General features: G+C 63.7%; 19 protein-coding genes. 7 read left to right on the forward strand and 12 right to left on the reverse strand.

The annotated features are described in order from the left end of the window. Positions 1-5 precede the first annotated feature (5 nt). From Q0X85_RS10580 to Q0X85_RS10600, 5 genes are all read right to left on the reverse strand, one after another. Positions 6-806 carry a phosphodiesterase gene (locus Q0X85_RS10580; RefSeq protein WP_297771883.1) on the reverse strand — a complete coding sequence of 267 codons (801 nt, stop codon included), beginning with the start codon at positions 804-806 and terminating at the stop codon, positions 6-8. Positions 807-969: 163 nt separating this feature from the next. Beyond that, the gene (gene pyc / locus Q0X85_RS10585; RefSeq protein WP_297771885.1) at positions 970-4,410 is read right to left on the reverse strand and encodes a pyruvate carboxylase; all 3,441 of its coding nucleotides are present in this window, start codon (positions 4,408-4,410) and stop codon (positions 970-972) included. Between the two features lie 181 nt (positions 4,411-4,591). Further along, positions 4,592-5,041 carry a helix-hairpin-helix domain-containing protein gene (locus Q0X85_RS10590; RefSeq protein ID WP_297771887.1) on the reverse strand — a complete coding sequence of 150 codons (450 nt, stop codon included), beginning with the start codon at positions 5,039-5,041 and terminating at the stop codon, positions 4,592-4,594. A gap of 150 nt (positions 5,042-5,191) precedes the next feature. Further along, a complete protein-coding gene (locus Q0X85_RS10595; RefSeq protein WP_297771889.1) occupies positions 5,192-5,455 on the reverse strand; it encodes a hypothetical protein in 264 nt (87 codons plus the stop codon). Positions 5,456-5,562: 107 nt separating this feature from the next. After that, positions 5,563-6,711, reverse strand: a complete 1,149-nt coding sequence (locus Q0X85_RS10600; RefSeq protein ID WP_297771891.1) for an alpha-hydroxy acid oxidase — start codon at positions 6,709-6,711, stop codon at positions 5,563-5,565. Between the two features lie 100 nt (positions 6,712-6,811). Between Q0X85_RS10600 and Q0X85_RS10605 the strand changes: the two genes are divergently transcribed. Further along, on the forward strand, positions 6,812-9,364 hold the full coding sequence (locus Q0X85_RS10605) for a UvrD-helicase domain-containing protein (RefSeq protein ID WP_297771892.1): 2,553 nt from the start codon (positions 6,812-6,814) through the stop codon (positions 9,362-9,364). Between the two features lie 103 nt (positions 9,365-9,467). Here Q0X85_RS10605 and Q0X85_RS10610 read toward each other — a convergent pair whose 3' ends face one another. The 4 genes from Q0X85_RS10610 to Q0X85_RS10625 are packed head-to-tail and all read right to left on the reverse strand — an operon-like array spanning position 9,468 to position 12,962. After that, the gene (locus Q0X85_RS10610; protein ID WP_297771894.1) at positions 9,468-10,610 is read right to left on the reverse strand and encodes a saccharopine dehydrogenase family protein; all 1,143 of its coding nucleotides are present in this window, start codon (positions 10,608-10,610) and stop codon (positions 9,468-9,470) included. A 3-nt stretch (positions 10,611-10,613) separates the two neighbouring features. Next, positions 10,614-11,669, reverse strand: a complete 1,056-nt coding sequence (locus tag Q0X85_RS10615; RefSeq protein ID WP_297771896.1) for a saccharopine dehydrogenase — start codon at positions 11,667-11,669, stop codon at positions 10,614-10,616. A gap of 10 nt (positions 11,670-11,679) precedes the next feature. After that, positions 11,680-12,294: a glutathione S-transferase family protein gene (locus tag Q0X85_RS10620; RefSeq protein WP_297771898.1), complete on the reverse strand. Its 615-nt coding sequence runs from the start codon at positions 12,292-12,294 to the stop codon at positions 11,680-11,682. Between the two features lie 17 nt (positions 12,295-12,311). After that, positions 12,312-12,962 (reverse strand): histidine phosphatase family protein, encoded by a 651-nt coding sequence (locus Q0X85_RS10625; protein WP_297771900.1) that lies wholly within the window; start codon positions 12,960-12,962, stop codon positions 12,312-12,314. Positions 12,963-13,176: 214 nt separating this feature from the next. Between Q0X85_RS10625 and fdhF the strand changes: the two genes are divergently transcribed. From fdhF to xrtE, 6 genes are all read left to right on the forward strand, one after another. Then, on the forward strand, positions 13,177-15,951 hold the full coding sequence (gene fdhF / locus Q0X85_RS10630) for a formate dehydrogenase subunit alpha (protein WP_297771902.1): 2,775 nt from the start codon (positions 13,177-13,179) through the stop codon (positions 15,949-15,951). Between the two features lie 104 nt (positions 15,952-16,055). Then, positions 16,056-17,105, forward strand: coding sequence for a cobalt-precorrin-5B (C(1))-methyltransferase (locus Q0X85_RS10635; RefSeq protein WP_297771903.1), 1,050 nt, complete (start codon positions 16,056-16,058; stop codon positions 17,103-17,105). Beyond that, entirely contained in the window at positions 17,102-17,830 is a 729-nt protein-coding gene (locus Q0X85_RS10640; protein WP_297771905.1) for a cobalt-precorrin-6A reductase, read from the forward strand. Before Q0X85_RS10635 ends, Q0X85_RS10640 begins: the two co-directional genes overlap by 4 nt. Continuing rightward, positions 17,827-18,456 carry a DNA-3-methyladenine glycosylase gene (locus Q0X85_RS10645; RefSeq protein WP_297771907.1) on the forward strand — a complete coding sequence of 210 codons (630 nt, stop codon included), beginning with the start codon at positions 17,827-17,829 and terminating at the stop codon, positions 18,454-18,456. The genes Q0X85_RS10640 and Q0X85_RS10645 overlap by 4 nt, the downstream gene beginning before the upstream one ends. After that, complete coding sequence (locus tag Q0X85_RS10650; protein WP_297771909.1) at positions 18,453-19,118, forward strand: alpha/beta fold hydrolase; 666 nt, start codon at positions 18,453-18,455, stop codon at positions 19,116-19,118. Before Q0X85_RS10645 ends, Q0X85_RS10650 begins: the two co-directional genes overlap by 4 nt. 65 nt (positions 19,119-19,183) lie before the next feature. Then, positions 19,184-20,788 (forward strand): exosortase E/protease, VPEID-CTERM system, encoded by a 1,605-nt coding sequence (xrtE, locus tag Q0X85_RS10655; protein WP_297771911.1) that lies wholly within the window; start codon positions 19,184-19,186, stop codon positions 20,786-20,788. A gap of 10 nt (positions 20,789-20,798) precedes the next feature. Here xrtE and Q0X85_RS19815 read toward each other — a convergent pair whose 3' ends face one another. The 3 genes from Q0X85_RS19815 to Q0X85_RS10670 all read right to left on the reverse strand — a co-directional run. After that, positions 20,799-20,975, reverse strand: a complete 177-nt coding sequence (locus Q0X85_RS19815) for a VPEID-CTERM sorting domain-containing protein (RefSeq protein ID WP_366129803.1) — start codon at positions 20,973-20,975, stop codon at positions 20,799-20,801. Between the two features lie 212 nt (positions 20,976-21,187). Then, positions 21,188-24,979 (reverse strand): efflux RND transporter permease subunit, encoded by a 3,792-nt coding sequence (locus tag Q0X85_RS10665; RefSeq protein ID WP_297771915.1) that lies wholly within the window; start codon positions 24,977-24,979, stop codon positions 21,188-21,190. Continuing rightward, the coding region (locus Q0X85_RS10670; protein WP_297771917.1) for an efflux RND transporter periplasmic adaptor subunit at positions 24,976-25,828 on the reverse strand (853 nt) is incomplete at its 5' end. The genes Q0X85_RS10670 and Q0X85_RS10665, both read right to left, overlap by 4 nt.

Raw genomic sequence — 25,828 nt, forward strand, 5'->3', positions numbered from 1 at the left:
TTTTCTCAGGTGTAGGTTTGCGCCCCGGTGGGGGGCAGGGTGAAATCCTCGCTGTGCACGACCACACCTTCATCAGTCAGCAGCAAGAGGCCATAGGCACCGGGCTCGTCAATCGACAGGTTCGGGTCCTGGAACCCGAGCGCCATCGGCATCTGGTGGCAGGGGCTCTTGAGAATGCAGACGGGAATGCCAAGAGCCGCGCCTTGGATGCTGCGGTGGATATGGCCCGAGACGATCTGCACCACGTTGCCCGCGCGCTTGAGCCGCGCGGTCAGCTCGGCGCGATTCTTCAGCCCGATCCAGTCCATCCCCTTGAAGCCGGTCTCAATGGGCGGATGATGGGTGAAGACAATGACCCGTCGGTCGCCCGCCTCTGCAAGTCTGTCCTCCAGCCAATCGAGCCTTGCGTCACAGAGCCGACCGGAATGGGTGTCCGCAGTCTCCTCATTCAGCGTATCGAGACAGATCAGGCGATAAACGCCGATATCTGTATGATGCTGGATATGGCCCGTCTCCATCCTTTCGGCCTCGGGAAAGGCGGCAAGAAACGGCGCGCGGCGGTCGTGATTGCCAAGCATCAGCGAGACGGGCAGGGGGCAGGTATCGAGAGCGGCGCGCAGGCGGGCATATTCTTGCGGCGCCGCATTATGGGTCAGATCGCCACACAGCACGACCCGTTCCGCATCAGGGTGATTGTCGAGCGCATGGGCCATGCCCTGCATGAACCGTGCGCAGGGGTCGATCCCGATGATCGTCTCGCCCTCGGGGACGATGTGGATGTCGGTGAGGACGATTACTTTCTGCATGGGGTTGCCTGCGACAGGGGACACCTGTTATGCAGCATGGCCGAATTCAAGCCGATGCAAAAGCCCTTATGGTGACCTTTACGCATCCGTCATCCTCTGGCCCGGCCAGAGGATCTCTTCGGGCGGCACGCCCCCCGGGGCCGGCCCGCGGGGGGCAAAGGGGTCATTCCAATTCCACCAGCAGATCCTTGGCGTCGATCTGACTGCCGGGCTGGACGTGTACGGCCTTGACCGTGGCGTCGCGCTCGGCATGCAGTCCGGTTTCCATTTTCATCGCTTCGATGGTCAATAGCAGATCGCCGGTCTTGATCTTCTGCCCGGGTTTGACCGCGACCGTGGCCACGGCGCCGGGCATCGGCGCGCCGATGTGGTTGGCATTGCCCAATTCGGCCTTGGGACGGGCCGCGACCTTGTCCTTGATCCGGCGGTCGGCCACCCGGACGGTGCGCGGCTGACCGTTCAACTCGAAAAACACCCGCGCCTCGCCGTCCTCCTGCGTCTCGCTGACAGCGACCAACCGGATTTCCAGCGTCTTGCCGGGGTCGATCTCGGCAGTGATCTCCTCGCCGGTGTCCATCCCGTAAAAGAAAGTGCGCGTCGGCAGGGTGCGCACCGGGCCATGGACCGCGTGCCGCTCCATGTAATCGGCGAACACCTTTGGGTACATCAGGCTGCCCATCAGGTCCTCGTTGTCGATGCCCTTGCCGAACCGCTCGACCAGCTCGGCGCCGCGCGCATCCAGATCCTCGGGCGGCAACAGCGTGCCGGGGCGCACGGTGATCGGTTTTTCTCCCTTGAGGACCTTCTTGACGATCGGCTTGGGAAACCCGCCGGGCGCCTGCCCGACATAGCCTTTCATCAACGTCACCACGCTCTCGGGAAAGCTGACCTCGGTCTCGGGGTTCAGCACATCCTCGCAGGTCAGCCCCTGACTGACCATCATCAGGGCCAGATCGCCGACGGTCTTGGCAATCGGCGTCACCTTGATCACGTCGCCGAACATCTGGTTCACATCGGCATAGGTGCGCGCGATGTCATGCCAGCGGTCCTCCATCCCCATCGAGCGCGCCTGCGCCTTGAGGTTGGTGAACTGACCGCCGGGCATCTCGTGCAGATAGACTTCCGAGGTGGGCGACTGCATGCCGCTCTCGAAGGCACCGTAGTGGTTGCGTACCGATTCCCAATAGTTCGAGATCTGCCGGATCGCCCCGATATCAAGCCCGGTGTCGCGCGGCGTATGGCGCAGCGCCTCGACGATGGTGCCAAGCGTCGCCTGCGAGGTGTTGCCCGAGAGCGCGTCCATCGCGCAATCGACCGCATCGACCCCGGCCTCGGAGGCGGCAAGGATCGAGGCCCCCGCGATACCGGCCGTGTCGTGGGTGTGGAAATGGATGGGCAGGCCGACCTCTTCCTTCAGCGCCTTGAACAATACGCTCGCGGTGGCCGGCTTCATCAGACCGCCCATATCCTTGATGCACAGGATATGCGTGCCCGCCGCCTTCAGTTCCTTGGCCATGTCGAGATAGTATTTCAGATCGTATTTCGAGCGCGCCGGATCGAGGATGTCGCCGGTATAGCAGATCGCCGCCTCGAGGATCTTGCCGGACTCGAGCACCGCATCCATCGAGACGCGCATGTTCTCGGCCCAGTTCAGCGGATCGAAGACGCGGAACAGATCGACCCCGCTCTCAGCCGCCTGTTTGACAAACGCCGAGACCACGTTGTCGGGGTAATTGGTATAGCCCACCCCGTTCGAGCCACGCAGCAGCATTTGCGTCAGCAGGTTGGGCATTGCCGCACGAATGTCGCGCAGCCGCTGCCACGGGCATTCATCGAGAAACCGGTAGGCCACGTCAAAGGTCGCGCCGCCCCAGCATTCCATCGAGAAGAGGCCGGGCAGGTCATGCGCGTAATTGGGGGCAATGCCGATCATGTCGATCGACCGCATCCGCGTCGCCAACAGCGATTGATGGCTGTCGCGCATGGTGGTGTCGGTGATCAGCAGCGGCTTTTGCGCCGCCATCCAGTCGGCCACGGCCTGCGCGCCGTCCCGATCGAGGATCTGCTTGGCACCGTCCTTGATGTCCGCGTTGATCGGTCGGGGCGCACGCGGCAGCTTGAGGTCGGCAGACGGAGCGGTGCGCCCCTCAACCTCGGGATGCCCGTTCACGGTAATATCGGCGATATAGTTCAGGACCCGCGTGCCCCGGTCCCGGCGCTTCTCGAATTTGAACAGCTCCGGCGTCGTGTCGATGAACTTGGTCGTGTAGGTGTTATCGAGGAACGTCGGATGCTTGAGCAGGTTCTCGACAAAGGCGATGTTGGTGCTCACGCCGCGAATGCGGAACTCGCGCAGCGCGCGGTCCATCCGGGCAATCGCCTGTTCGGGCGTCGGGGCCCACGCGGTGACCTTGGTGAGCAGGCTGTCATAATAGCGCGTGATCACGCCCCCCGCATAGGCGGTGCCGCCATCGAGACGAATACCCATGCCGGTGGCCGAGCGATAGGCGGTGATGCGGCCATAATCGGGGATGAAATTATTGAGCGGGTCCTCGGTGGTGATCCGGGTCTGGAGCGCGTGACCATTGAGCGTGATATCGTATTGCGTGGCCTTGCCGGTGGCCTCCACCAGGCTCTTGCCCTCGGCGATCTTGATCTGCGCCTGCACGATGTCGATGCCGGTGACCTCTTCGGTCACGGTGTGCTCGACCTGGACGCGCGGATTGACCTCGATGAAGTAGAACTTGCCGCTGTCCATATCCATCAGGAATTCGACCGTGCCGGCGCACTCGTAATTCACATGTTTGCAGATCTTGTAGCCAAGCTGGCAGATTTCCTCGCGCTGCGTTTCCGACAGATACGGGGCCGGGGCACGCTCGACCACCTTTTGGTTGCGGCGCTGCACCGAGCAGTCGCGCTCAAAGAGGTGGTACAAATTGCCGTGCTTGTCGCCGAGGATCTGCACCTCGACATGGCGGGCGCGCAGGATCATCTTTTCGAGATAACCCTCGCCATTGCCAAACGCGGCCTCGGCCTCGCGCCGGCCTTCGCGCACCTTGTCCTCCAGCTCGTCCTCATTCTCGATGGGCCGCATGCCGCGCCCGCCACCGCCCCACGACGCCTTGAGCATCAGCGGATATCCGATCTCGCCGGCGTCCTTGCGGATCGCCGTCATGTCGTCGCCCAGCACTTCGGTCGCGGGGATGACCGGCACGCCCGCCTCGACAGCCACGCGCCGTGCGCTCGCCTTGTCGCCAAGCGCGCGCATGGTCTCGGCCTTGGGGCCGATAAAGGTAATGCCCGCCGCGTCGCAGGCATCGACGAATTCGGGGTTTTCGGACAGCAGGCCGTAGCCGGGGTGGATCGCATCCGCGCCCGACAGCTTGGCGACGCGAATGATCTCGTCTATCGACAGATAGGCCTGAACCGGGCCAAGTCCCTCGCCGATGCGATACGCCTCATCCGCCTTGAACCTGTGCAGCCCGAGCTTGTCCTCCTCGGCAAAGACGGCGACCGTGCGCTTGCCCATCTCATTGGCGGCGCGCATGATGCGAATGGCGATCTCGCCCCGATTGGCGATGAGAATTTTATTGAAGTCGGCCATGCCTGTCCCCCGGCTAATCTGGTTAGCCGCAACGGCGCAATCCATGCCGCGTTGCAGCGCTGGTAACTTGTAGGATTTGTGAAAGGTTTGTGCAATCCGGCATTCCGCGGATTCGCCGGGTGGGGGAATTTCCTGTCCCAAAGGGTGGGCGGCCCCACCCGGCAGGGGGTGGGTCGCGGCCTCATTTCTTGGATTTGCCGGATTTCTTCTTTGTCTTCGGCTTGTCCTTGGCCGCCTTGCCGGATTTTTTCTTGGCCGTGCCGTCCGTCTTGCTCTTTGTCTTCTCGGCCTGTTTCGCGGCAGCCTTCTTGTCAGAGCCTTTCTTTTTACCTGGCTCTTTCTTCTCGGCTTTCTTCTTGGCCTTCTTTTTGTCTGCGGTCTCGGCGGGCTTGGCCCCGGGGTCCACGGTCTTTGCGGGGGCTTTGGTGACCGGCGTCACTGCACCACCCTGTGCACCAAGCGCCGCAGCGGCATCGATGAACCCTTGCGCGCGGCCCGGTGAGATGCCGCGCACCTGCATCAGCGCCAATGGCTCGGCTTTGGCAAGCCGCTCGGGGCTGGTGATGCCGTGCGTGGCGAGTGCCTTGGCAAGGGCGGGCCCGATCCCGCGAATATCTGTCAATGAGGACAAGGGTACTATTCCTGTTGCTAAGAGGGAGGGGGCGGCTGGCCCGATCCGGGCCAACCGTCACGGCACCGCTGGTTCAGGCCGCTTTCTTGAGCGCCTTGCGCGCCGATTTCAGCTTGGATTTCTGGCGCTCAACCTTGGTTTCGCGCAGTTTCACTTCTTTTTTGAGGTCTTTGATTTTCGCTTTTTTGGCCATGACTTCGGCTCCTTTTCGGTGATGTCCTGTGCCGCACCGCTCTCGTCGGGGGCACCTTGATGCGACAGGGTAAAGTCTCGGATGAACCGCCGGATCTCGCGCGCCGCACTCGTATCGAGCGTCTCGCATAGATCGACAAAGGCATCGCGATCCGCCTTGTTGATGCGGATGATCAGCTGGCTGTCCTTGCGATCCTGCTTCTTGCGTCGGTCGTCTGGCATCCGTTGCTCTCCATGTCGATCGGCATCATGTCAGAATGCATATACTTTGTATATACATTGTAATACATTTTTCATAGGACTTTGAATTAAATCAGAAAAACATGCGCTCAGCGTGACTTGATCAACCGGCTCGGGGCCTCCGACACCCGGTGCAACCCCAGCTGCCCCATATTCGCCTTCAGGTCTTCGCGCAGGATATCGGCCAGATGCGCCGGGCCCCGGGCCCCGAGCGCCCCAAGCGCCATATGCCACGCCCGCCCCATCATCACGAAATCCGCCCCGAGCGCCACGGCCCGCAGGATATCGAGCCCCCCCTCGATGCCGCCATCCATGATCACCGGCAGCGTGGTCGCCGCGCGCACCTCCGGCAGCGCCTCGATCGTGGCGGGGGCGGCGTCAAACTGTCGTCCCGCGTGGTTCGACACCCAGATCGCATCGACCCCCTCTTGCTCCAGCGCCGCCGCGTCCTCGCCGCGCAGCACGCCCTTGACCACAAGCGGTCCGTCCCAGGCGTCGCGCAGCCAGCGCAGATAGTCCCGGTCAGGCGAGGTGCGCAGCAGATACCCCGCATGCTTGTTCGACGGCAGCCCCTTGGTCTGCCCGGCATACTCGTCGATCAGCCGCATGCGCGGCATGCCCAGCCGTGCCATGCCGCTCGCCCAGGCCGGGCAGCGCGCCACCTGCGCCATCAATCGGGGCGTCAGGCGCGGCGGTTGCGTCAGGCCCGACCGCACCTGCCGTTCACGCCGCGACCCCACCGGCACATCCACCGTCAACACCAGCACCCCGAACCCGGCGTTGCGCGCGCGCGCCAGCATGTCGCGGCGTATCTCAGGGTCGCGCGGCGGATACATCTGAAACCAGCCGCGCCCCTCCAGATGTGGCCCCACATCCTCGGGCGTCTGCGCCGCCACGGTCGACAGCGTATAGGGCACCCCCTTCGCCGTCGCCGCCCGCGCCAGATGCCGCTCCGCATCGGGCCAGATCAGCCCCGACATCCCCACCGGCGCGATCCCGACCGGCAGGGCATAGTCCTCACCCAGCAGGCGCGTGCCGAGGTCCGGCGTGATCTCGCCATGCAGGATCGACGGGCTCAGCCGCACCTGATCCAGCATCGCCCGGTTGCGCGCCTTGGTGGCCTCCACCCCAGTGCCGCTGTCGAGATACTCCCACACGAAACGCGGAATTCGGGCGCGCGCACGGGCGCGCAGGTCACTCAGGGCGGGGTATTGTGCATGCAGGTCCATGGCCCGCATTTGCACGGGTTTTCAGGGGCTTGTCCAGTGGGCCTCCGCGCGCGGAACAATCCCCGAACATCTCTTTATCTCCGACACGCCCCGCGCTATTGTCGCCCGCATGAGCACATTCGACGAATCCGACGCCTTCGAAGGCGCCAGCCTCGCCGCCCGCGCCATGGCCGCGCGGCCCGCGCCCTATCTCGATGACCTGAACCCCGAGCAACGCCGCGCCGCCGAAACGCTCGACGGCCCGGTGCTGATGCTGGCAGGGGCGGGCACCGGCAAGACCAAGGCGCTCACGACACGCATCGTGCATCTGCTCAATACCGGTCGCGCGCACCCCAATGAGATCCTCGCCGTGACCTTCACCAACAAGGCCGCCCGCGAGATGAAGGAGCGCGTCGGCCGCCTGATGGGCGAGCGGGTCGAGGGCATGCCGTGGCTCGGCACCTTTCACTCGATCTGCGTCAAGCTGCTGCGCCGTCACGCCGAACTTGTTGATCTCAAATCGAATTTCACCATCCTCGACACCGATGACCAGCTGCGCCTGCTCAAACAATTGGTGCAGGCCGCGGCCATAGACGACAAACGCTGGCCCGCCCGGATGCTCGCCGGGATCATCGACCAGTGGAAGAACCGCGCCTGGACGCCCGACAACCTGCCCGCCGCCGAGGCCAGTGCCTATGACGGCAAGGGCCCCGCGCTCTACCGCCAGTATCAGACCCGGCTCAGGGAATTGAACGCCGTCGATTTCGGCGACCTGCTGCTGCATGTGGTGACGATCTTTCAGAAACACGATGACGTGCTGGCGCAATATCAGCGCTGGTTCAAATACATCCTCGTGGACGAATATCAGGACACCAACGTCGCACAATATCTCTGGCTGCGCCTGCTCGCGGGCGGACATCGCAACATCTGCTGCGTCGGCGATGACGATCAGTCGATCTATGGCTGGCGCGGCGCTGAGGTGGGCAATATCCTGCGGTTTGAAAAGGATTTTCCCGGCGCCGCCGTGATCCGGCTGGAACAGAATTACCGCTCCACCCCGCATATCCTCGCCGCCGCGTCAGGTGTCATCGCGGGCAACCGCGACCGGCTGGGCAAGGAACTGTGGACGCAGAACGAAGAGGATGGCTACAAAGTTAGACTAATTGGTTATTGGGATGGCGATGAGGAAGCACGGTGTGTTGCGGAAAAGATTGAGTCACTAATTGACGGTAGCGCACAAGAGGCGATCCATCGAACAAACCCACGTTCAAAAACAATTCTGCAAGAGTTCGAACGACTCTCAAAAAAAGGTGTACTTGGCGAAGTCCGTACAACAGACCAACTTTACGAGCGCTTCAGGTCGCAGAATAGCCCGCTAGTCGAGTACAAGACGCGAAGACTAATGTGGGACCTATCGGAAAGGAAAAATCGAAATGAGCCACTTGATCCAGCATTTCGCAAATACAGTCATGAAGAAATAGCCATCCTCGTGCGCGCCTCGCACCAGATGCGCGCCTTCGAGGACCGGTTCCTCACCATCGGCCTGCCCTACCGCGTCATCGGCGGCCCGCGCTTTTACGAGCGGATGGAGATCCGCGACGCGATGGCCTATTTCCGCCTCGTCACCTCGCCTTCTGATGATCTGGCCTTCGAGCGGATCGTCAACACCCCCAAGCGCGGCCTCGGCGACAAGGCGCAGCAGACCATCCAGCGCATCGCCCGCGACAATGGCGTCTCGCTGGTCGATGGTGCGGCGCTGGCGGTCGAGCAGGGCGCGATCAAGGGCAAGGGCGCGGCGGCCCTGCGCGACCTTGTCGTGGGCCTCGCCCGCTGGGGCCGGATGACCGGCGACAACGATCTCACCCATATGGAGCTGGCCGAGATCATCCTCGATGAGAGCGGCTACACCACCATGTGGCAGAACGACAAGACGCCCGAGGCCCCGGGCCGCCTCGAAAACCTCAAGGAACTCGTCAAGGCGCTGGAAGGCTTCGAAAACCTGCAGGGCTTTCTCGAACATGTCAGCCTGATCATGGACAACGAAAGCGAGGAGTCTGAAGAAAAGGTCACCCTGATGACCCTTCACGCCGCCAAGGGGCTGGAGTTTCCCGCCATATTCCTGCCGGGATGGGAGGACGGGCTATTTCCCTCGCAACGCTCGATGGATGAGTCGGGCACGCGCGGGCTGGAGGAGGAACGGCGCCTCGCCTATGTCGGCATCACCCGCGCCGAAGAGGTCTGCACCATCTCCTTCGCCGGCAACCGCCGTGTCTATGGCCAGTGGCAATCGCAACTGCCCTCGCGCTTCATCGACGAGCTGCCCGAGGCGCATGTCGAGGTGCTGACCCCGCCGGGCCTCTACGGCGGCAATTACGGCGCGGCTGCAGGCGGGATTGAGACCCGCGCCGCCGAGGCCAATGTCTACAATTCTCCCGGCTGGCGGCGCCTGCAATCGCGCAGCGGCGAGCGACCGATGAGCCAGCCGCGCGAATCCAGATCACCGGTGATCGACGCGCAGGCGGTGAGCGCCCATATTGTGGGCGAGCGCGTCTTTCACCAGAAATTCGGCTACGGTGCCATTCTGGGCATCGAGGGCGACAAGCTCGAGATCGAGTTTGAAAAGGCAGGTGTCAAAAAGGTCGTCGCACGCTTTATCAGCGGCACGGATGACGTGCCGTTCTGACAGGCCAAAACGGCGGGATTGGGGGTTTTTTTGCCAAGAAGAAACTGTGGCGCGTTTCTTCTTGGTTCAAATACCCGCCTTGTCGGACACGGGGCCTGGCGTGTCAGGCGAGGTGATCGACCACGTGCAAATGCTGCGCAAGCCGGTCCACCTCTCCCAGATACCGCGCAAGCAGCTTAGGGTCATGCGGGGCCGGGGTGACACCTGCCGGAATCTCGCGGTTCAGCACCGATTCGACGGCGAGCGACACCGGAATCGACACCAGCCGCGCCATCGCCGTGCCGCGCGCGTCGCCCCAGGCGTCCATCACATAGGTCTTGTGCCAGACCGGTTCCCCGGCCTGTTCTGCCTTGAGATCGACGCAAAGGACAACACGGTCCGCTTCACCCTCGTCATACGCATGCTCTTGCCAGAACTGATCCGACATCTCCTTGAGACGCGCGTCACCCGCGTCACCCTCCAGCGTCTCGATCTCGGCGAAGATGTCCTTCCACGCCTCCGACCAGCCACCCAGCCGCAGTGTGCCGCGCACGAAATCCTTGATCCGCCAGTCGGGATCGAACCGGTAATCGGCGATGAAGGGGATCGAATCACGGTTGGGGTAGACCTCGAAGGTCTCAGGGCTTGGCAGCGGCGCGTCGTAGCTTGAGAGCGCATCCCAGGGCCGCGCCACATTGAGTTCCGAGAAATCCCGGATCGAGCGTGACGGCGAGCGCAGCGCCTTGAGCACGCCAAGGGGCGACCAGCTGAATTTGTAGCGGAACGGATTAGGCACTTTCGGTACGCCGCCGCAATAGGAGGTGAACGACAGGTCATTGCCCGCATCGCACGCCTCCGACGCGCGATACTCGGCCACCAGGTGATGCGCCATCAGGTGGTCGATGCCGGGGTCAAGGCCGATCTCGTTGACGAAGCTTAGCCCCTTGTCGCGTGCGGCCTCATCAAGCGCCCGCATCTCGGGCGCGATGTAGGAGGACGACACGAAATGTGCATCCTTGGACAGGCACAGCTCCGCCAGCGGCACATGCCAGTCACCGGGCAGCATCGAGACGACGACATCGCCGGGCTGTAGCGCCTCGGCGAGCGCGTCCTTGTCAAAGGCGTTGATCCGGTCGGTCAGGTCGCCCACGGCCGCCTCTGCCTTGTCGGTCGAGCGGTTCCAGACGGCCACGTCATGGCCCGCCTCGATCAGCCGCCGCAGACCGGGAATGGCCGACAGGCCGGTGCCGCACCAATGGATTGTCATGTCTCAGACCTCCTTCATATGTTTCTTGTAAGTATCCTCGGCCCGCGCCCAGACCCCGTGATCGAGCGCGTCGAGCGTCAGCAGGGATGGCAGTAATTGCCCTGCGTAATCCTTTGAGGATTCCACCGGCAGGAGCGAGGGCAGGTTGTCGATGGCCATCACGTCGAGCGGCGGCGCATCATGGACGCGCACCGCAGGCGAGGCCCATGAGGTGGCCGTGTCGTAGACCGGCACCGGGTTGTAATCGCTGTCGGGGTCGCAGGCCACGTCGCCGATCACGGTCAGGCGGCGGGGCTGATCGAGCGCGGATTTCGGCACGAACACCGGCGTGCCGGGGCGTGCGAAGATGCAGTTGAGGAAAATGTCGTGACCGAGGATTTCGGGGAACGGCCCGCCACCCGCAGTCTCGGCCATGTCCCAACGGGTGACGGTCACGCCCATGGCCTCGCACAGATCCGCCGCCCCGGTGCCGACACGGCCAAGCGCGCCAATGACGATGGCCGTGGGGCGGTCCTTGCCCGCAGTATCAAGCTGCGTGCCGAGCATTGTCAGCAGCGCATCGCGCCCCGGATAGGTCTCGACCGGCGGGCAGGTGCCGCCGCCCTGTTGCGCCGCCCATGTCATCAGCGACACCGCCGCCCCCGCATAGCCCGCCCAATAGCCGAAGGCGGCGACGCGGCGGCCATCCTCGTCCACCAGATATTCCAGATCATAGAGCGTCCCACCGCCCTCCTTGAACCGCGCGAGCAGGCGCTTGCCCGCATGCTGCCCCTTGAAGGCATGACCGAACATGATGTGGCGATGCGGCAGGGCCGTGTCGTCCTCGGGCAGTTCCTTGAGGCCAAAGACGATCGCACCCGACGGGGCAGAGGGCCAGGAATTCTCCGCCGCGATCTCGCAGCCCGCCGCAGCATAGCCGTCAATCGGGATGGCGCGGTTGTGGCTGTCCTCCACCGTCACGCGGATGCCTTTGGCGATCAGCTGCGCGGCCCCCGCAGGCGTCAGCCCCACGCGTTCCTCGTTGGGCCGCTGTTCGGCCCGGACCCAGAGATGTGTCATGCGGGTGCCCTCAGATCATGTTGTCGGCGATGACCTGCGCCACCGATGCGCGGCCGCGCATCGCCTCGATGAAGGCAGTGATCTTGGGGTAATCCGCCACGGTCACACCGTCCCCCTCCAGCCAGTTGCAGGCGACAAAGAGATAGGGATCGGCCAGCGAAAATGTCTCGCCCAGCACATACGGCCCTTGCAGCATGTGGTTTTCGACATGGGTTGCGCTTTCGGTCATGGTCTGCACCGACTTCGCCTTCATGTCATCAAACGAGCTTTGCTGATCGGCCCACCTGTGGCTGCGCATCTTGTGGGCGTGGTTCACATGCATGGTCGAGGCGAGATAGCACATCGCCTCGCGCATCTTCGCGGCCTCATAGGGGTCCGAAGGGCGCAGCCCGGCGGCGGGCGCGATATCGGCGATGTAATCAAGGATCGCGCCGGTTTCGGTCAGGATGCCCTGATCGGTAACAAGCGCGGGTACGCGACCCTTGGGGTTGATCGCCTGATACTCCGGCCCGGTCTGCTCTCCGGCGCGGAAATCAAGGCGAACGGGGTCGAAATCAAGCCCTGCCTCGTGCAATGCGATGGCGGTGGCAATGGCGATGGTGCCCTTGGCGTAATAGAGTTTCATGGCGCGTTTCCTGTTGTTCAGATGAAGGTACGGGCATGCGCCCGATCGGGTGTGTCGAGATGCGGCGTGGCGTTGAACGTGCCCAGCATCAGCATGTCGTGGACATGTTCCAGCCGGTGTAATGAGCTGTTCATCACCTGCAGCATGACCTTGGACATGCCGGGAATATCCAGCCCGAGCGTGTGCCGCATCACCATGCCGATCACACCCCCCGAGGTGACGATCAGAATACGCCCGGGATGATGGCAGATATCGTCGATCAATCCGGTGATCCGGGTGGTGAAATGCTCGAACGTCTCGGGCACATCCACAAGGTCGCCGCGCGCCCAATGCTCGATCACCTGCGGCAGGTAGCGGGCGAATTCGGTGGCGTCCGAAGGCGCGGGGATGCCGTGCTGCGCCTCGATGGCCTGCGCAAGCGCGAAATAGCTCAGCTCGTCAAGCCGCGCATCCTGTTCGGTGATCGCGTATCCCATGGCCCGCGCGGTGCCGGTCTGACGATGCAGCGTGCCGGTGATCACATGGTCGAAATGCGGATTGGTGCCGCGCAGATGCGCGCCCAGCCATTCCGCCTGCTGCACGCCCAGAGGCGACAGCCGGTCATACCCCGCCTCGTCGGTGGCATGGCTGTTGGCTTGCCCGTGTCGCACCAGAATGAGTTCCGCCAAAGTCTTGCCTCCCGCATTTCCCGCGCGACGTTAGCGCCGCGCGTCAGCGGGTTAAAGGTGGAGGGGGAAAATAATCGCAGATCCCGGAGCTCGAAGGTCGTGTCAGCAGAGTGCGGCACTCAGCATCTTGGCGCAAAGTATTGGTGAGGTGTCGGGATTGACCTTACCCCAAAGCCTGCTGCATGGTCTAACGGCGCAAGCAGGGAGGCGACGCATGTCCAACGTGGTAAAACTTACGCTTGATGGCAAAGAGGTCGAGGCCGAGGCCGGTCAGACGATCTGGGAAGTGGCGCATGGACGCGGATTGGTGATCCCGCATCTGTGTCACAAGCCGAGCCCCGGGTATCGCCCCGATGGCAATTGCCGTGCCTGCATGGTCGAGGTCGAAGGCGAGCGCACGCTTGTGGCCTCCTGCATCCGCGAGGCGAAAGACGGCATGGTCGTCACCACCAATTCGAACCGCGCGGAAAGCGCGCGCAAGATGGTGGTCGAGATGCTTCTGGCCGATCAGCCCGAGCGTGACACCTCGCACGACGCCTCCAGCCACCTGTGGGACATGGCCGATGCCAATGGCGTGACCCATAGCCGGTTTCCCAAGCTCGATAGCGACCGTGTTCCGCTGCTCGATGACAGCCACGTCGCGATGCGCGTCAATCTCGATGCCTGCATTCAGTGCAACCTGTGCGTCCGCGCCTGCCGCGAGGTTCAGGTCAATGACGTGATCGGCATGGCCGGGCGGGGCCACGATGCCTACCCGGTGTTTGATTTCGACGACCCGATGGGCGAGAGCACCTGCGTGGCCTGCGGCGAATGCGTGCAGGCGTGCCCCACCGGCGCGCTGATGCCCGCCTCGGTGATGGACGACGCGCAGCAGGGCGACAGCGCCGATTATGACGAAGAGGTCCAGAGCATCTGCCCGTTCTGCGGTGTCGGCTGTCAGGTGTCGCTCAAGGTCAAGGAGGGCAAGGTCAAGTATGTCGAGGGGATCAACGGCCCCGCCAACGAAGGCCGGCTTTGCGTCAAGGGGCGCTTTGGCTACGACTATATCCACCATCCGCACCGCCTGACCAAGCCGCTCATCCGCCGCGAGGATGCGCCCGAGAAGGGCCTCAATGTCGATCCCGGCAACTGGCACGAATTCTTCCGCGAGGCAGAGTGGGACGAGGCGCTCGACCTGACAGCGGGCGAGTTGAAGCGGCTCAAGGACGCCCATGGCGGCGCGACCGTCGCGGGCTTTGGCAGCGCCAAATGCACCAATGAAGAGGCGTATCTCTTTCAGAAATTCATCCGTCAGGGCTTTGGCCATAACAACGTGGATCACTGCACGCGGCTCTGCCATGCCTCCTCCGTGGCGGCGCTGATCGAGAATGTCGGCTCGGGGGCTGTGACGGCCACCTTCAACGAGATCGAGAATGCCGATGTGGCGATCATCATCGGCGCCAACCCGATCGAGAATCACCCTGTCGCCGCGACCTATTTCAAGCAGTTCACCAAGCGCGGCGGCAAGCTCATCGTGATGGACCCGCGCGGCGTGGGCATGCGCCGGTTTGCGACCCACATGTTGCAGTTCAAGCCCGGCGCGGATGTCTCGATGCTCAACGCGATCTGCCATGTGATCGTCGAGGAAGGGCTCTACGACCAGCAATATATCGAGGCCTTCACCGAAAACTGGGAGGCCGAAAAAGAGCATCTGGCGCAGTTCCCGCCCGAGAAGATGGAGGCGATCTGCGGCATTCCCGCCGAGACACTGCGCGCCGTGGCGCGCGAGTTCGCCACGGCGAAATCGGGCATGATCTTCTGGGGCATGGGGATTTCCCAGCATATCCACGGCACCGACAATTCGCGCTGCCTGATCTCTCTGGCGCTGATGTGCGGCCATGTCGGCCGCCCCGGCACCGGGCTGCATCCGCTGCGCGGCCAGAACAACGTGCAAGGAGCGTCGGATGCGGGTCTCGTGCCGATGTTCCTGCCGGATTATCAGACCGTGACAGATGACGGCGTGCGCAATGCTTTCACCGAGGTCTGGAAGTCCGACGATTTCTCGAACCAGAAGGGCCTCACCGTGACCGAGATCATGGATGCGGTGCACGAGGACAAGATCAAGGGCATGTATATCCTCGGCGAAAACCCGGCCATGTCCGACCCGGATGTGGAGCACGCCCGCGACGCGCTTGCCAAGCTGGAACATCTGGTGGTGCAGGACATCTTCATCACCGAGACAGCGAACTATGCCGATGTGATCCTGCCTGCCTCGGCCTTTTACGAGAAATCCGGCACCGTCACCAATACCAACCGTCAGGTGCAGATCGGGCGGCGCGCGGTCAGCCCTCCGGGCGAGGCGCGCGAGGATTGGGAAATCACGATGCAGCTGGCCAATCGGATGGGGCTGCAATGGCGCTATGACAGCCCGGCGGACGTGTTTGCCGAGATGAAGGTCAACATGCGGTCGCTCGACAATATCTCGTGGGACCGGCTGGAGCGTGAGAACGCCGTGACCTACCCGTGCAAGACGCCCGACGGGCCGGGCGAGGCGGTGGTCTTTGGCGACGGTTTCCCGCGTCCCGAAGGCCGGGCCAAGTTCACGCCCGCCTCGATCATCCCGCCTGACGACGTGCCGGATGCGAATTACCCCATGATCCTGACGACGGGGCGGCAGTTGGAGCATTGGCATACCGGCTCCATGACCCGCCGCGCGAGCGTACTCGACGCGGTCGAGCCAGAGGCCAACTGCTCGATGCACCCCGCAACCCTGCGCAAGCTTGGGGTTGAGCCGGGGGGCATGGTGCGCCTGACGACGAAACGTGGCTCGATCAGCATCATGGCGCGGGCTGACCGGGCGGTGTCGCCTGACATGGTGTTCCTGCCCTTCGCCTATGTCGAGGCGGCAGCGAACATCCTGACCAATCCGGCGATTGATCCCTATGGCAAGATCCCCGAGTTCAAGTTCTCGGCGGTCAAGGTCGAGGCGGCGACAGTCGCGGCGGAGTGACCGCGCCATTGCGCGCCCCGTGCCGAGTGGCGGGGCGCGTGCGCAGCATTGGCGGAATAGGCAATTGGCCTCTTGGGTATGCGGGCCTATAGTCAGGGGCTGACATGGCACGCAAACCCGACACTCCCCTGCGCCGTGGCTGGACCACGGGCGCCTGCGCCACCGCAGCGACGCGCGCGGCGCTCAGCCTTTTGTGGGGCGAGGGGCAAGTGGCCCGCGTGCGGATACGCCTGCCGCGCGGTGAGGAACCGGAATTTGATATCGCGCATCACGCAAGCGGCGATGGCTGGGCCGAGGCGGGCGTGATCAAGGATGCCGGCGATGATCCGGACGTGACCCACGGTGCAATGATCGTGGCACGGGTTGCGCGGGCTGGTTCGGGGGTCACTTTTCGCGCGGGCGACGGGGTGGGGCGCGTCACCATGCCGGGCCTGCCAATTCCTCCGGGCGAACCTGCGATAAATCCCGTTCCGCGTCAGATGATGGAACTGACCGTGCGCGACATGGCCGAGCGCCTGTCGGAACACCCCGATATCGAGATCACCCTGTCGGTGCCGGGCGGCGCGGCGCTTGCCCAGAAAACATGGAATTCGCGGCTTGGCATCAAGGGCGGTCTGTCGATCCTTGGCACCACCGGCATCGTGCGTCCGTTTTCCTGCGCGGCGTGGATCGCCTCCATTCACCGGGGCATCGACGTGGCCCGAGAGGCGCACCTGCCGCATGTGGCCGGATGCACCGGCGCCACGAGCGAACACGTGGTGCAGCGGCTCTACGGCTTGCCCGATCACGCAATGCTGGATATGGGCGATTTTGCGGGCGGGTTGCTCAAGTACCTTGCCAAGCATCCGCTGCCGCATATCACCATAGGCGGCGGCATCGGCAAGATGGTCAAGCTGGCTCAGGGCGCGCGCGATCTGCACTCGGGGCGCAGTCAGGTAGATTTCGATGCCCTCGCTGAGGTGCTGGCGCTGCCCGACCTGAAATACATGAACACTGCATTGCAAGCGCATGAATTTGCAGGAAATACCATGGCCGACTGGGTGGCCAGAGAGGCCCGTCTCAAGGTCCTGGACATGCTGCCGGACAGCGTGGTTGTGGACACTGTCGTGATCGACCGCGCGGGCACCGTTCTGGCGCGAGCGGGGGCGGAATGACGCTCTTGTTGCTCGCAGGCACGCACGAGGCGCAACAGATCGCCGAACGGCTGGCCGATGCGGGACACGCCGCCATCGCGTCACTCGCCGGCGCTACCCAAAGCCCGCGCCCCATGCGCGTCCCAAGCCGGGTGGGCGGGTTTGGCGGGGATACGGGATTTGCCCGGTTTCTGGATGAGGCGGGCATCACGGCGGTTCTCGATGCCACCCATCCTTTTGCCGCGCGCATGTCAGACCGTGCGGCCCGCCTGAGCGTGGCGCAGGGGGTGCCCTATTGCCAGATCCTGCGCCCCGGCTGGCGCCCGGGGCCATCGGACCGGTGGACGATGATCGCGCGTGCAGAAGAGGCGGCGGCGCATATCCCCACGGGCGCGACCGTCTTTCTTGCAACCGGGCGGCAGGGGCTCATGGGGTTTTCCAACCTCCGGGGGCGACGGCTGATCTGTCGGGTGATTGATCCGCCCGATGCGCCATTTCCGCTCGACAACGGCGAATTTCTGGTCGGTCGGCCGCCGTTTTCGGCAGACGCCGAATACGCGCTTTTCAAACGATTGAATATCGACTGGCTGGTGGTCAAGAATGCCGGTGGGCGGGCGTCGGAGGCCAAGCTCGACGCGGCACGCGGGCTTGGCCTGCCGGTTGCCATGATCGAGCGGCCGCCCCAACCGGATGCGATGCGGGTGACGACGGTCTCAGAGGCGATGGAATGGGTGCGTAGCTTATGACGGGACGGATCATCGAAGAGGAAAGCGATGTCGCCGAGGGCGCGGCGCATCTCGCGGAAATCTGTCCAAGGATGCGCGCGGCGTACAGGCTGACCGGGCCGTTGCCGCTGCGCCGCAATCCCGACGGGTTTTCCCGCCTGCTGAGTGCGATCGTCAGCCAACAGGTCAGCGTGGCCTCGGCCAACGCAATCTGGGGCCGGCTTGAGACGGCGGGCTTTACCCGGCCCGAGGCGGTTCTGAGGGTCAGTGACGAAGAATTGCGCGCCGTTGGTCTGAGCCGTCAGAAGGCACGCTATGCGCGCGCCTTGGCCGAGGCCGATATCGACTATGCCGCGCTCCGGTCGGCGCCGGACGCCGAGGTTGTCGAGACCCTCACGCAAGTGTCCGGTATCGGTGTCTGGACGGCTGAAATCTATGCGATGTTCAGCCTTGGCCGCGCGGATGTCTTTGCTCCGGGCGATCTCGCCTTGCAAGAGGCGACGCGGCTGCTCTACGAGCTTGAGGACCGGCCCAAGGAGCGCGCTTTGCGGCAGATGGCCGAGGCGTGGTCGCCGTGGCGGTCGGTTGCGGCCCGGCTCTTGTGGGCCTATTACCGGGTGGCCAAGGACAGGGAAGGGATCAGATGACACGGGTATTGAAGGCAGGCCGCAAGGAGCCGCAATCGGGCGAGACACGCTCGGCCGTGGTGTTCCTGCACGGGTACGGGGCAAATGGCGCGGATTTGCTGGGCTTGGCCGATCCGCTGGCCGAACATCTGCCCGATACGCTCTTTGTGGCGCCCGACGCGCCCGAGACCATTCCTGGCATGCCGATGGGGCTGCAATGGTTCCCGATTCCCTGGATCGACAATTCCAGCGAAGAAGAGGCCGAGCGCGGCCTTATGGCCGCGTCGCAAGACCTCAACGCCTTTCTGGACGCCCTGATGGTGGATGAAGATCTCTTGCCCGAGCAGGTGGTGCTCTTCGGCTTTTCGCAAGGCACGATGATGGCGCTGCACGTGGCGCCGCGCCGCGAAGATGAGGTGGCGGGCGTCGTGGCGTTTTCCGGGCGCCTGCTGTCGCCCGACCTGCTGGCGGACGAAACACAGAGCCGTCCGCCGGTCCTTCTGGTGCATGGCGACGCGGATGACGTGGTGCCGGTCGCGTCGCTGCCCGAGGCGGCCGAGGCCTTGCAAGGCGCAGGTTGGCAGGATGTCTATGCCCATGTGATGAAGGGCACCGGGCACGGAATAGCTCCCGACGGGCTGTCGGTGGCGCTCGCGTTCATGCGCGACAAGCTCGGCCTCTGACGGGTTTCGCCAAATTGCCCTCGGCCTGCCATAATGCAACCGTGCACGTTCGCTAGCAAACGGCCATGAACGAGATAGCTGACACGCAAACCTTGCCCCGTCGCGCGCTGTGGCTCGGTGCGATCTTTACCGCCGAGATGGGGGCGTTGGTGCTTGGCTATCAGGTGCTCAGCGATCTTGAATGTCGCGCTACGGGCATAGAGGCGGCCTGCCGGGGCTTGCGTTGGCTCGTCTTGTGGCTGGTCTGCGCCACGTCACTTCTGGGCGTCTACCTCTGGGCGCGCCCTGCGGCGCGGGCGGAATTTGCGGGCGCGACAGCCCGCGCGCCGGGGGCGCCGCAATGGGCCATGCTGCATGCGGCAGGGGTGCTGGTGATGCTCGCCCCGCTGATTCTGATCGCGCCCGACCGGTTCAATGAGCTGTTTCGCTCGATTTTTCCGGGCATTGGGTTGGGGGCCGCGCTTGCGGCTGCGGGCGGGGTGCTCTGGCTGATGCGCGCAGAGGCTTGGGGCCGGTGGCTGCGGGGCCGTGGCGCATCGCTCGCCGCAATCTCAGGCTTTGCGGCGGCGCTGCCGGGGCTCGTTGTCCTGGCTGGCCCCTTATGGACGGTGCAGGCCGTGACAGACGTGACCTTTATCGCGGTGTTCCTGCTGCTGCGTCTCTTCGAGGGCGATGTCGTGGTCGACCCGTCGACCTATGTGATCGGCACGCCGGAGTTCCGCGTGATGGTGGCCGATAGCTGCTCGGGCATCGAGGGGCTGGTTCTGATCACTGCATTTCTCGCGCTTTATGCCGTGCTGTTTCGCGACGAGTTGCGGCTCAGGCGGTTCTGGCTGGTGATCTGGCCGCTGGCTCTCTTGACGAGCTGGGTGTTCAACGCGCTGCGGATCACTGCGCTTATCCTGATTGGCGTGCATGTTTCCCCGGATCTGGCGGTGAACGGATTTCACAGTTTTGCCGGGTGGTTGATGTTCACGGCCTTGTCGATCGGGGTTCTGGCATTGGTCAACCTCAGCGGCTACGCGGTGCAGGACACCGCAACGCGCCGGGATCATAGCCCGCCACCTCTGGCCGGGGACGATGTAGCCGGGCGCATTGTCCCCTTCATCGTTTTCGCGCTTTCGGGGATGATCGTGCAGACGTTCTGGGCAGATCCCGCGCTTGGCTACCCGTTGCAGGTCGCAATGATGGCGGCCGCGCTCTGGTGGGCGCGGGCGGCCGTCCTGCGCTATCTGGCATGGCCCTCGGCCATGTCCGTGCTGGCCGGGGCGGCTGTCGGTGTGCTGTGGGTTCTGAGCGCGCCTGCGTCCGCGCCTCCCTCAGAGGCGCTTCTGGCGCTCGGGGGCGGCAGCTTTGTGATTTGGGCCGTCCTGCGTATCCTGGGCACCGTCGCTCTGGTGCCGGTTATCGAGGAAATGCTCTTTCGGGGATATGTGCAGGCGCGGCTGGATCAGGGCACGCCTCTGAGCCGGGTCGCGGCTGTGGTCGTCTCCGCGGGCCTCTTCGCCGTCATTCATGGGCGTTGGATCGAGGCCGGGCTCGCGGGTCTTGTATTTTCACTGCTCTACATGCGAAATGGGCGGCTGGCTGATGCCATTGCCGCCCATGCTGTCGCCAATGCGGTGATCGCAGCCGTCGCCCTTTGGAGGGGAGATTGGGCGCTGATCTGATCCAGCCGGATCAGGAGCGCGCGCGACGGCGTTTGATTTCCCATGCAAGGGCAAGAGCGGCCAGTACAACGGCGATTGCCAAGGTCCCGCTCGCTGCGTCCATTTCGGGAACGGATGATGCTGATGTCGTATCTCCATCCGACGAAGACCCACCGCTCCAACCACCACTCCAAAACCAATTCCACATCGCTAAATCTCCCGAAGCTCATGCCTAACTCAACTCACGGCCTACCTTATGCCCGATTTTCGACATATTTCAAGTTTGACAACCATGAATGGCCAATCTGGAAACGAAACAATCGAATGGATTTCCTTTGTTTCCATGCCGAGGTCCGTCATGCCGTGTTTTTGGGCGCAATACGGTGTGCGGGGCTCAATATTGCCGATCCGCAATGCGAATCACTCGGCCGCACGCAAGGGCGGCCCGTCGCGGCGCGCTTCCAGCATGCGCTTGAGGTCATCCAGACGGGGGGGGACTGTCTCTGTTTCCTCGACATAGCCTGCGGATGGCGCGCTCTCGTCCGGCCAGACGATTTCGACATGCTGCATCCGGCGCGCGGCGCGGGCCAGCGCCCAATCGCGCGCGGCCCGGCTTGAGCGTCCCAGCGAGAGCCGGGCCATCAGCCTTGCCGCCCATATCACATAGGTGCCCGCCCAGACCCTCAGCGCCAGCATCGCAGGCGTAAAGACCAGCGTCAGAACAGTGGCAATACCCAGGCCGAACACCACCGCCGTCGCAAGCTGTTTCCACCAAAGAGCGGTCGGGCTGTCGAATGCATAGCCGCCATTGACGAAATCCAGGCTCAGGCCGAACATCATCGGGGCCAAGCCCGCCATCGTGGTGATGGTCGTCAAGAGCACGGGCCGGATCCGGTCCTGCGCGGTGCGGGTGATCGCGTCAATACGCGGCATGTAGCGGGCATAATCCTGATAGGTGTCGATCAGGACGATATTGTTGTTCACCACGATCCCCGCCAGCGCCACGATGCCGGTGCCGGTCATGATGATGGAAAACGGCTGGTTCATCACCAGCATCCCGATCAGCACGCCGGTGGTCGAGAGCACCACGGCAAGCAGCACCAGGACCGCGTTGTAGACGCTGTTGAACTGCGCCAGCAAGATGATGAACATGAGACCGAGCGCGCCGGCAAAGGCCTTTTGCAGGAACGCGCCCGATTCCTCCTGATCTTCCGCGTCGCCGGTCCATTCATAGGAGATGCCCGCTGGCACGACACCGCTTTCGAGCCATTCGCTGATGCGCTCGATCCGCTCATTGGCGGTGATCGGCACGGTCGTCTCAGTGCCATCCTGCTGAGCGACCGTGCGCGTGAGCCCATCCTCTACCGCCGCCTTGACGTCGAAAAACCGGGTCTGGTCTATACGGTCGATCTGCGCCAGTTGCTTGACCGGTGCGCGGGTGATGAAATTGCTGAGCGGGACCAGCCCGTTTTCCGTACGCACCTTGAGGCTGTCGAGGGTCGAGAGCACCCGGTCTTCTTCGGGCAGCCGCACGCGGATCTCGATTTCCTCGTCGCTGCTGTCCACACGCATGGTATCGAGCAGGATGCCGCGCGTCACCAATTGCACCATCGCCCCCACGGTCGCCACATCCGCACCAAACCGGCCCGCCTTCTCGACATCGACGTCGATCTGCCAATCAATGCCGGGCAGGGGCAACGTGTCCTCGATCTGGCGCAGGCCCCGGGTCTCGTCAAAGCGCGCCCGCGCCTTCGCGGTGAACGCTTGCAGCGCCTCCCAGTCGTCGCCCTTGATGCGCAGATGGACCGGCTTGGCCGAGGCCGGGCCGCGCGCCTGCGCGATGATCTCGATCTTGATGCCGGGCAACTGCTCCAGCTGTGCCGTCAGATCCGCGATCACCGTGTCGCCGTCATAGGCCGGGGCGACTACGTCGCGCCTGACCGCAAAATCCAGGACGGGGATCGTGAACCATGTTTCCTTGGCCTGTGGGCGGTCGTCCCAGGGGATTGTCTCCAGCTGAACCTGGCCGATGGTGTCGCGTGGCGGCTGTGCTCCGCCGGTATTGTTGTCGAGCCCGCCATCCCCCGCAAAGGCAAAGGCCGTCTCGACGCCGGGATGCGCGCGAACGATGTCCTCGACGTTTTTGACCAACCGGTCCTTCTGGTCAATCGACAGGTTGCCACGGCCGCGCACATAGACGATGGCCTGTTCCGGCTCGCTTTCGACAAAGAACTCGGTGCCATTGTTGTTGCTCATGTAGAACATCAGCACCGAGCCGACGAAAACGAAAATCGCGCCAAACGCCACAAGCGGCATCACCGGATTGCCGGTGATCGCGTGGATGAGCCAGCCAAAGGCGGAGCGGCGATAGCCGCCACGCACCTTTTCGCGCCGCGCAGGCAAAACCGCCCGCGAGATGGCGCGCAACAGATTGCCAAACCGGCGCGGGATCGCCAGCAGGCCGAGCAGCGTCATCACCACGCTGGCGACGCCGGCCCCGATCAGCGCAACCACCCCCAGAAGCAGGCCGAACACCGTCGCCAGCACGGGCACGACCGAGCCGAGGATGTCGGCCTCGTCCATGCCGGCGAATTGTGCGGTGACCTCATCAAAGAGCAGCGGTGCCGCCTGACCGGCGAGATAGACGGCGCCGAGCGCCAGTGGAAAAAGCAGAAGATGCCAGAGCCAGAACCCGCCCGCGATCTGGTCCATCCGGTCGTTGAACCAGCGCTCCAGCCGCCCGGTCACGCCGCCCAGAACCGGCAGGTAGACCAGCGCCACCAAGAGCGAGGCCGACAGCACGAAAATCAGCGTAACCGGCAGCATGCCCATGAATTCGCCGGGTATGCCCGGCCAGAACAGCATCGGCAAAAAGGCGCAGAGCGTGGTGGCGGTAGAGCTGACGACGGGCCAGAACATCCGTTTGGCGGCGCCTACATAGGCATGCATCGGGCCTTCGCCCTCGGCGATGCGCTTGTCGGCGTACTCGACCACGACAATGGCCCCGTCAACCAGCATGCCCACGGCGAGAATGAGCCCGAACATCACGATATTCGACACCGCCACACCCATCACAGCCAGAAGCGCGAAACACAGAAGGAACGAGGTCGGGATCGCAAAGCCCACCAGCAGCGATGGGCGAATGCCGAGCGCGGCAAGCGTGACGATCATAACCAGCGCGATAGCGGTGAGAACCGAGCCTTCAAGCTGGCTGACCATCGAGGCCACGGTGCGCGACTGGTCGTTCGAGGTGCCGACATTGACCGCGACCTGCAATTCCTCGGGCCAGCCGGCCTCGGCCTCGGTCACGACCTCGCGCACCAGATCGGCGGTGTCGATGATGTTGAAGCCCTTGCGCTTGACCACCTGAAGCGCGACCGTGGCCTCGCCGTTGAACCGCGCGGTGCCGAGCCGGTCCTCGAAGGTGAGATTGATCCTCGCCAGATCGCCGAGCGTCACGATCCGGTCGCCATTGGTCTTGATCGGCAGGGCGTAGATGTCGCGGGTTTCCTCAAAGGACGACGGGATCTTGACCGCGAATGTGCCCTGCGAGGTGTCGACCTCGCCCGCCGCGATCAGCTGATTGTTGTTTTGCACCACGTTGATCAGCTCAAGCGCGGTGACGTTGTACGCCTCTAGCCGAAGCGGGTCGATCACCACCTCGACCATCTCGTCGCGGTTGCCCGCAATGCCGGCCTCAAGCACGGGTTCGAGCCCTTCGAGCGTGTCCTGCAAATCGTTGGCCAGTCGCGACATGGTGCGCTCGGGCACGGGCCCGGATAGGTTTACGATGATGATCGGAAATTCGCTGAAATTTACCTCGTTGAGGGTGTAGTTTTCGGCACCTTCAGGAAATTCGCCCTCGGCGGTGTCCATTGCGTCGCGCACATCGGCCAGGGTTTTTGTCTTGTTCCAGCCAAATTCGAATTCGAGCGCCACGCCGCCATAATTCTCGGCGGCGGTTCCCGTCATTTTCTTGAGCCCGTCCAGATCACTCAGTTCGGTCTCCATCGGCTTGACCAGCAATTTCTCGCTGTCTTCGGCGGAGATGCCGGGAAACGGGACCGAAATGAACAGAGCGGGCACCTCGATATCGGGCTCGCCCTCCTTGGGCAGGCCGATGTAGGACAGGGTGCCGGCAAGGATCGAGAGCACGATAAAGGCCAGGACCATCCGCGCGCGGGCTGCGGCCCAATCGACGATGCCGGTCATTGGCTCAACTCCTGATAGACAGGTTCGACCGATACGCCATCGGTCACGAATTCCTGACCGATAATGATCACATCCGCCTCGTCGGGCAAGCCGGTCAGCCAGACGCCGGACGGTGTGTCGCGCAACAGGGTGACCGGCACGAATTTCGCCTTGTCCTCGGCGTCCACGATACGCAGGCCCAATGTGCCGTCATCATTGAGGGTCAGTGCGGATTGCGGCAAGAGATGTGCGTTCTTGCCCTCGGCGCCGATGGTGATCTCGGCGGTTTCGCCGTCGCGCAGGCCCAACTCGGGGTTCGGCACCTTGATCTCCACGCGGAAGGTGCGTGTGGTGTCGTCGGCGGCCCGCGAGATAAAGGTGACCTGGCCTTCGACACTGCGCCCCGATGCCATACGCGCCTGTGCGGGTGCGCCCATTTGGACGCGCTCCACCTGCAACTCCGAGACGAAACCCACAAGCGTGATCGGATCGAGTTGCAGCACCGTTGCACACAGAGCGCCGGGTTGCAGCAGGCTGCCGAGTTCGGCGGTGTCGGTCTCCAGCACGCCGGAAAACGGGGCAGAAATAGTCAGACGCTCTATCTCGTTCTCGGCAGCGGCGACGGCGGCGCGCGCGGATTCGATTCCGGCCTTCGCCGCCTCAAGTCCCGACGTGGCCGATTGCACCGCAGCCTGCGCAGAGCTGACAGCCGCGCGGGTAGACGCCACACGGGTTTGCGAGGCAAAGCCGTTCTCAACGAGGTTCTGCGCGGCGTTGTAGTTGATGCGCGCCTCTTCGAGTTGCGCGCGCGCCTCTTCGGCGCGGGCCTCGGCCTCGGGCACGCGCGCGTGCGCCTCGGTCAGCCGCGCG

It is taken from the genome of uncultured Roseovarius sp., from assembly GCF_947259555.1.
In the GTDB taxonomy this organism is placed as follows: Bacteria; Pseudomonadota; Alphaproteobacteria; order Rhodobacterales; family Rhodobacteraceae; genus Roseovarius.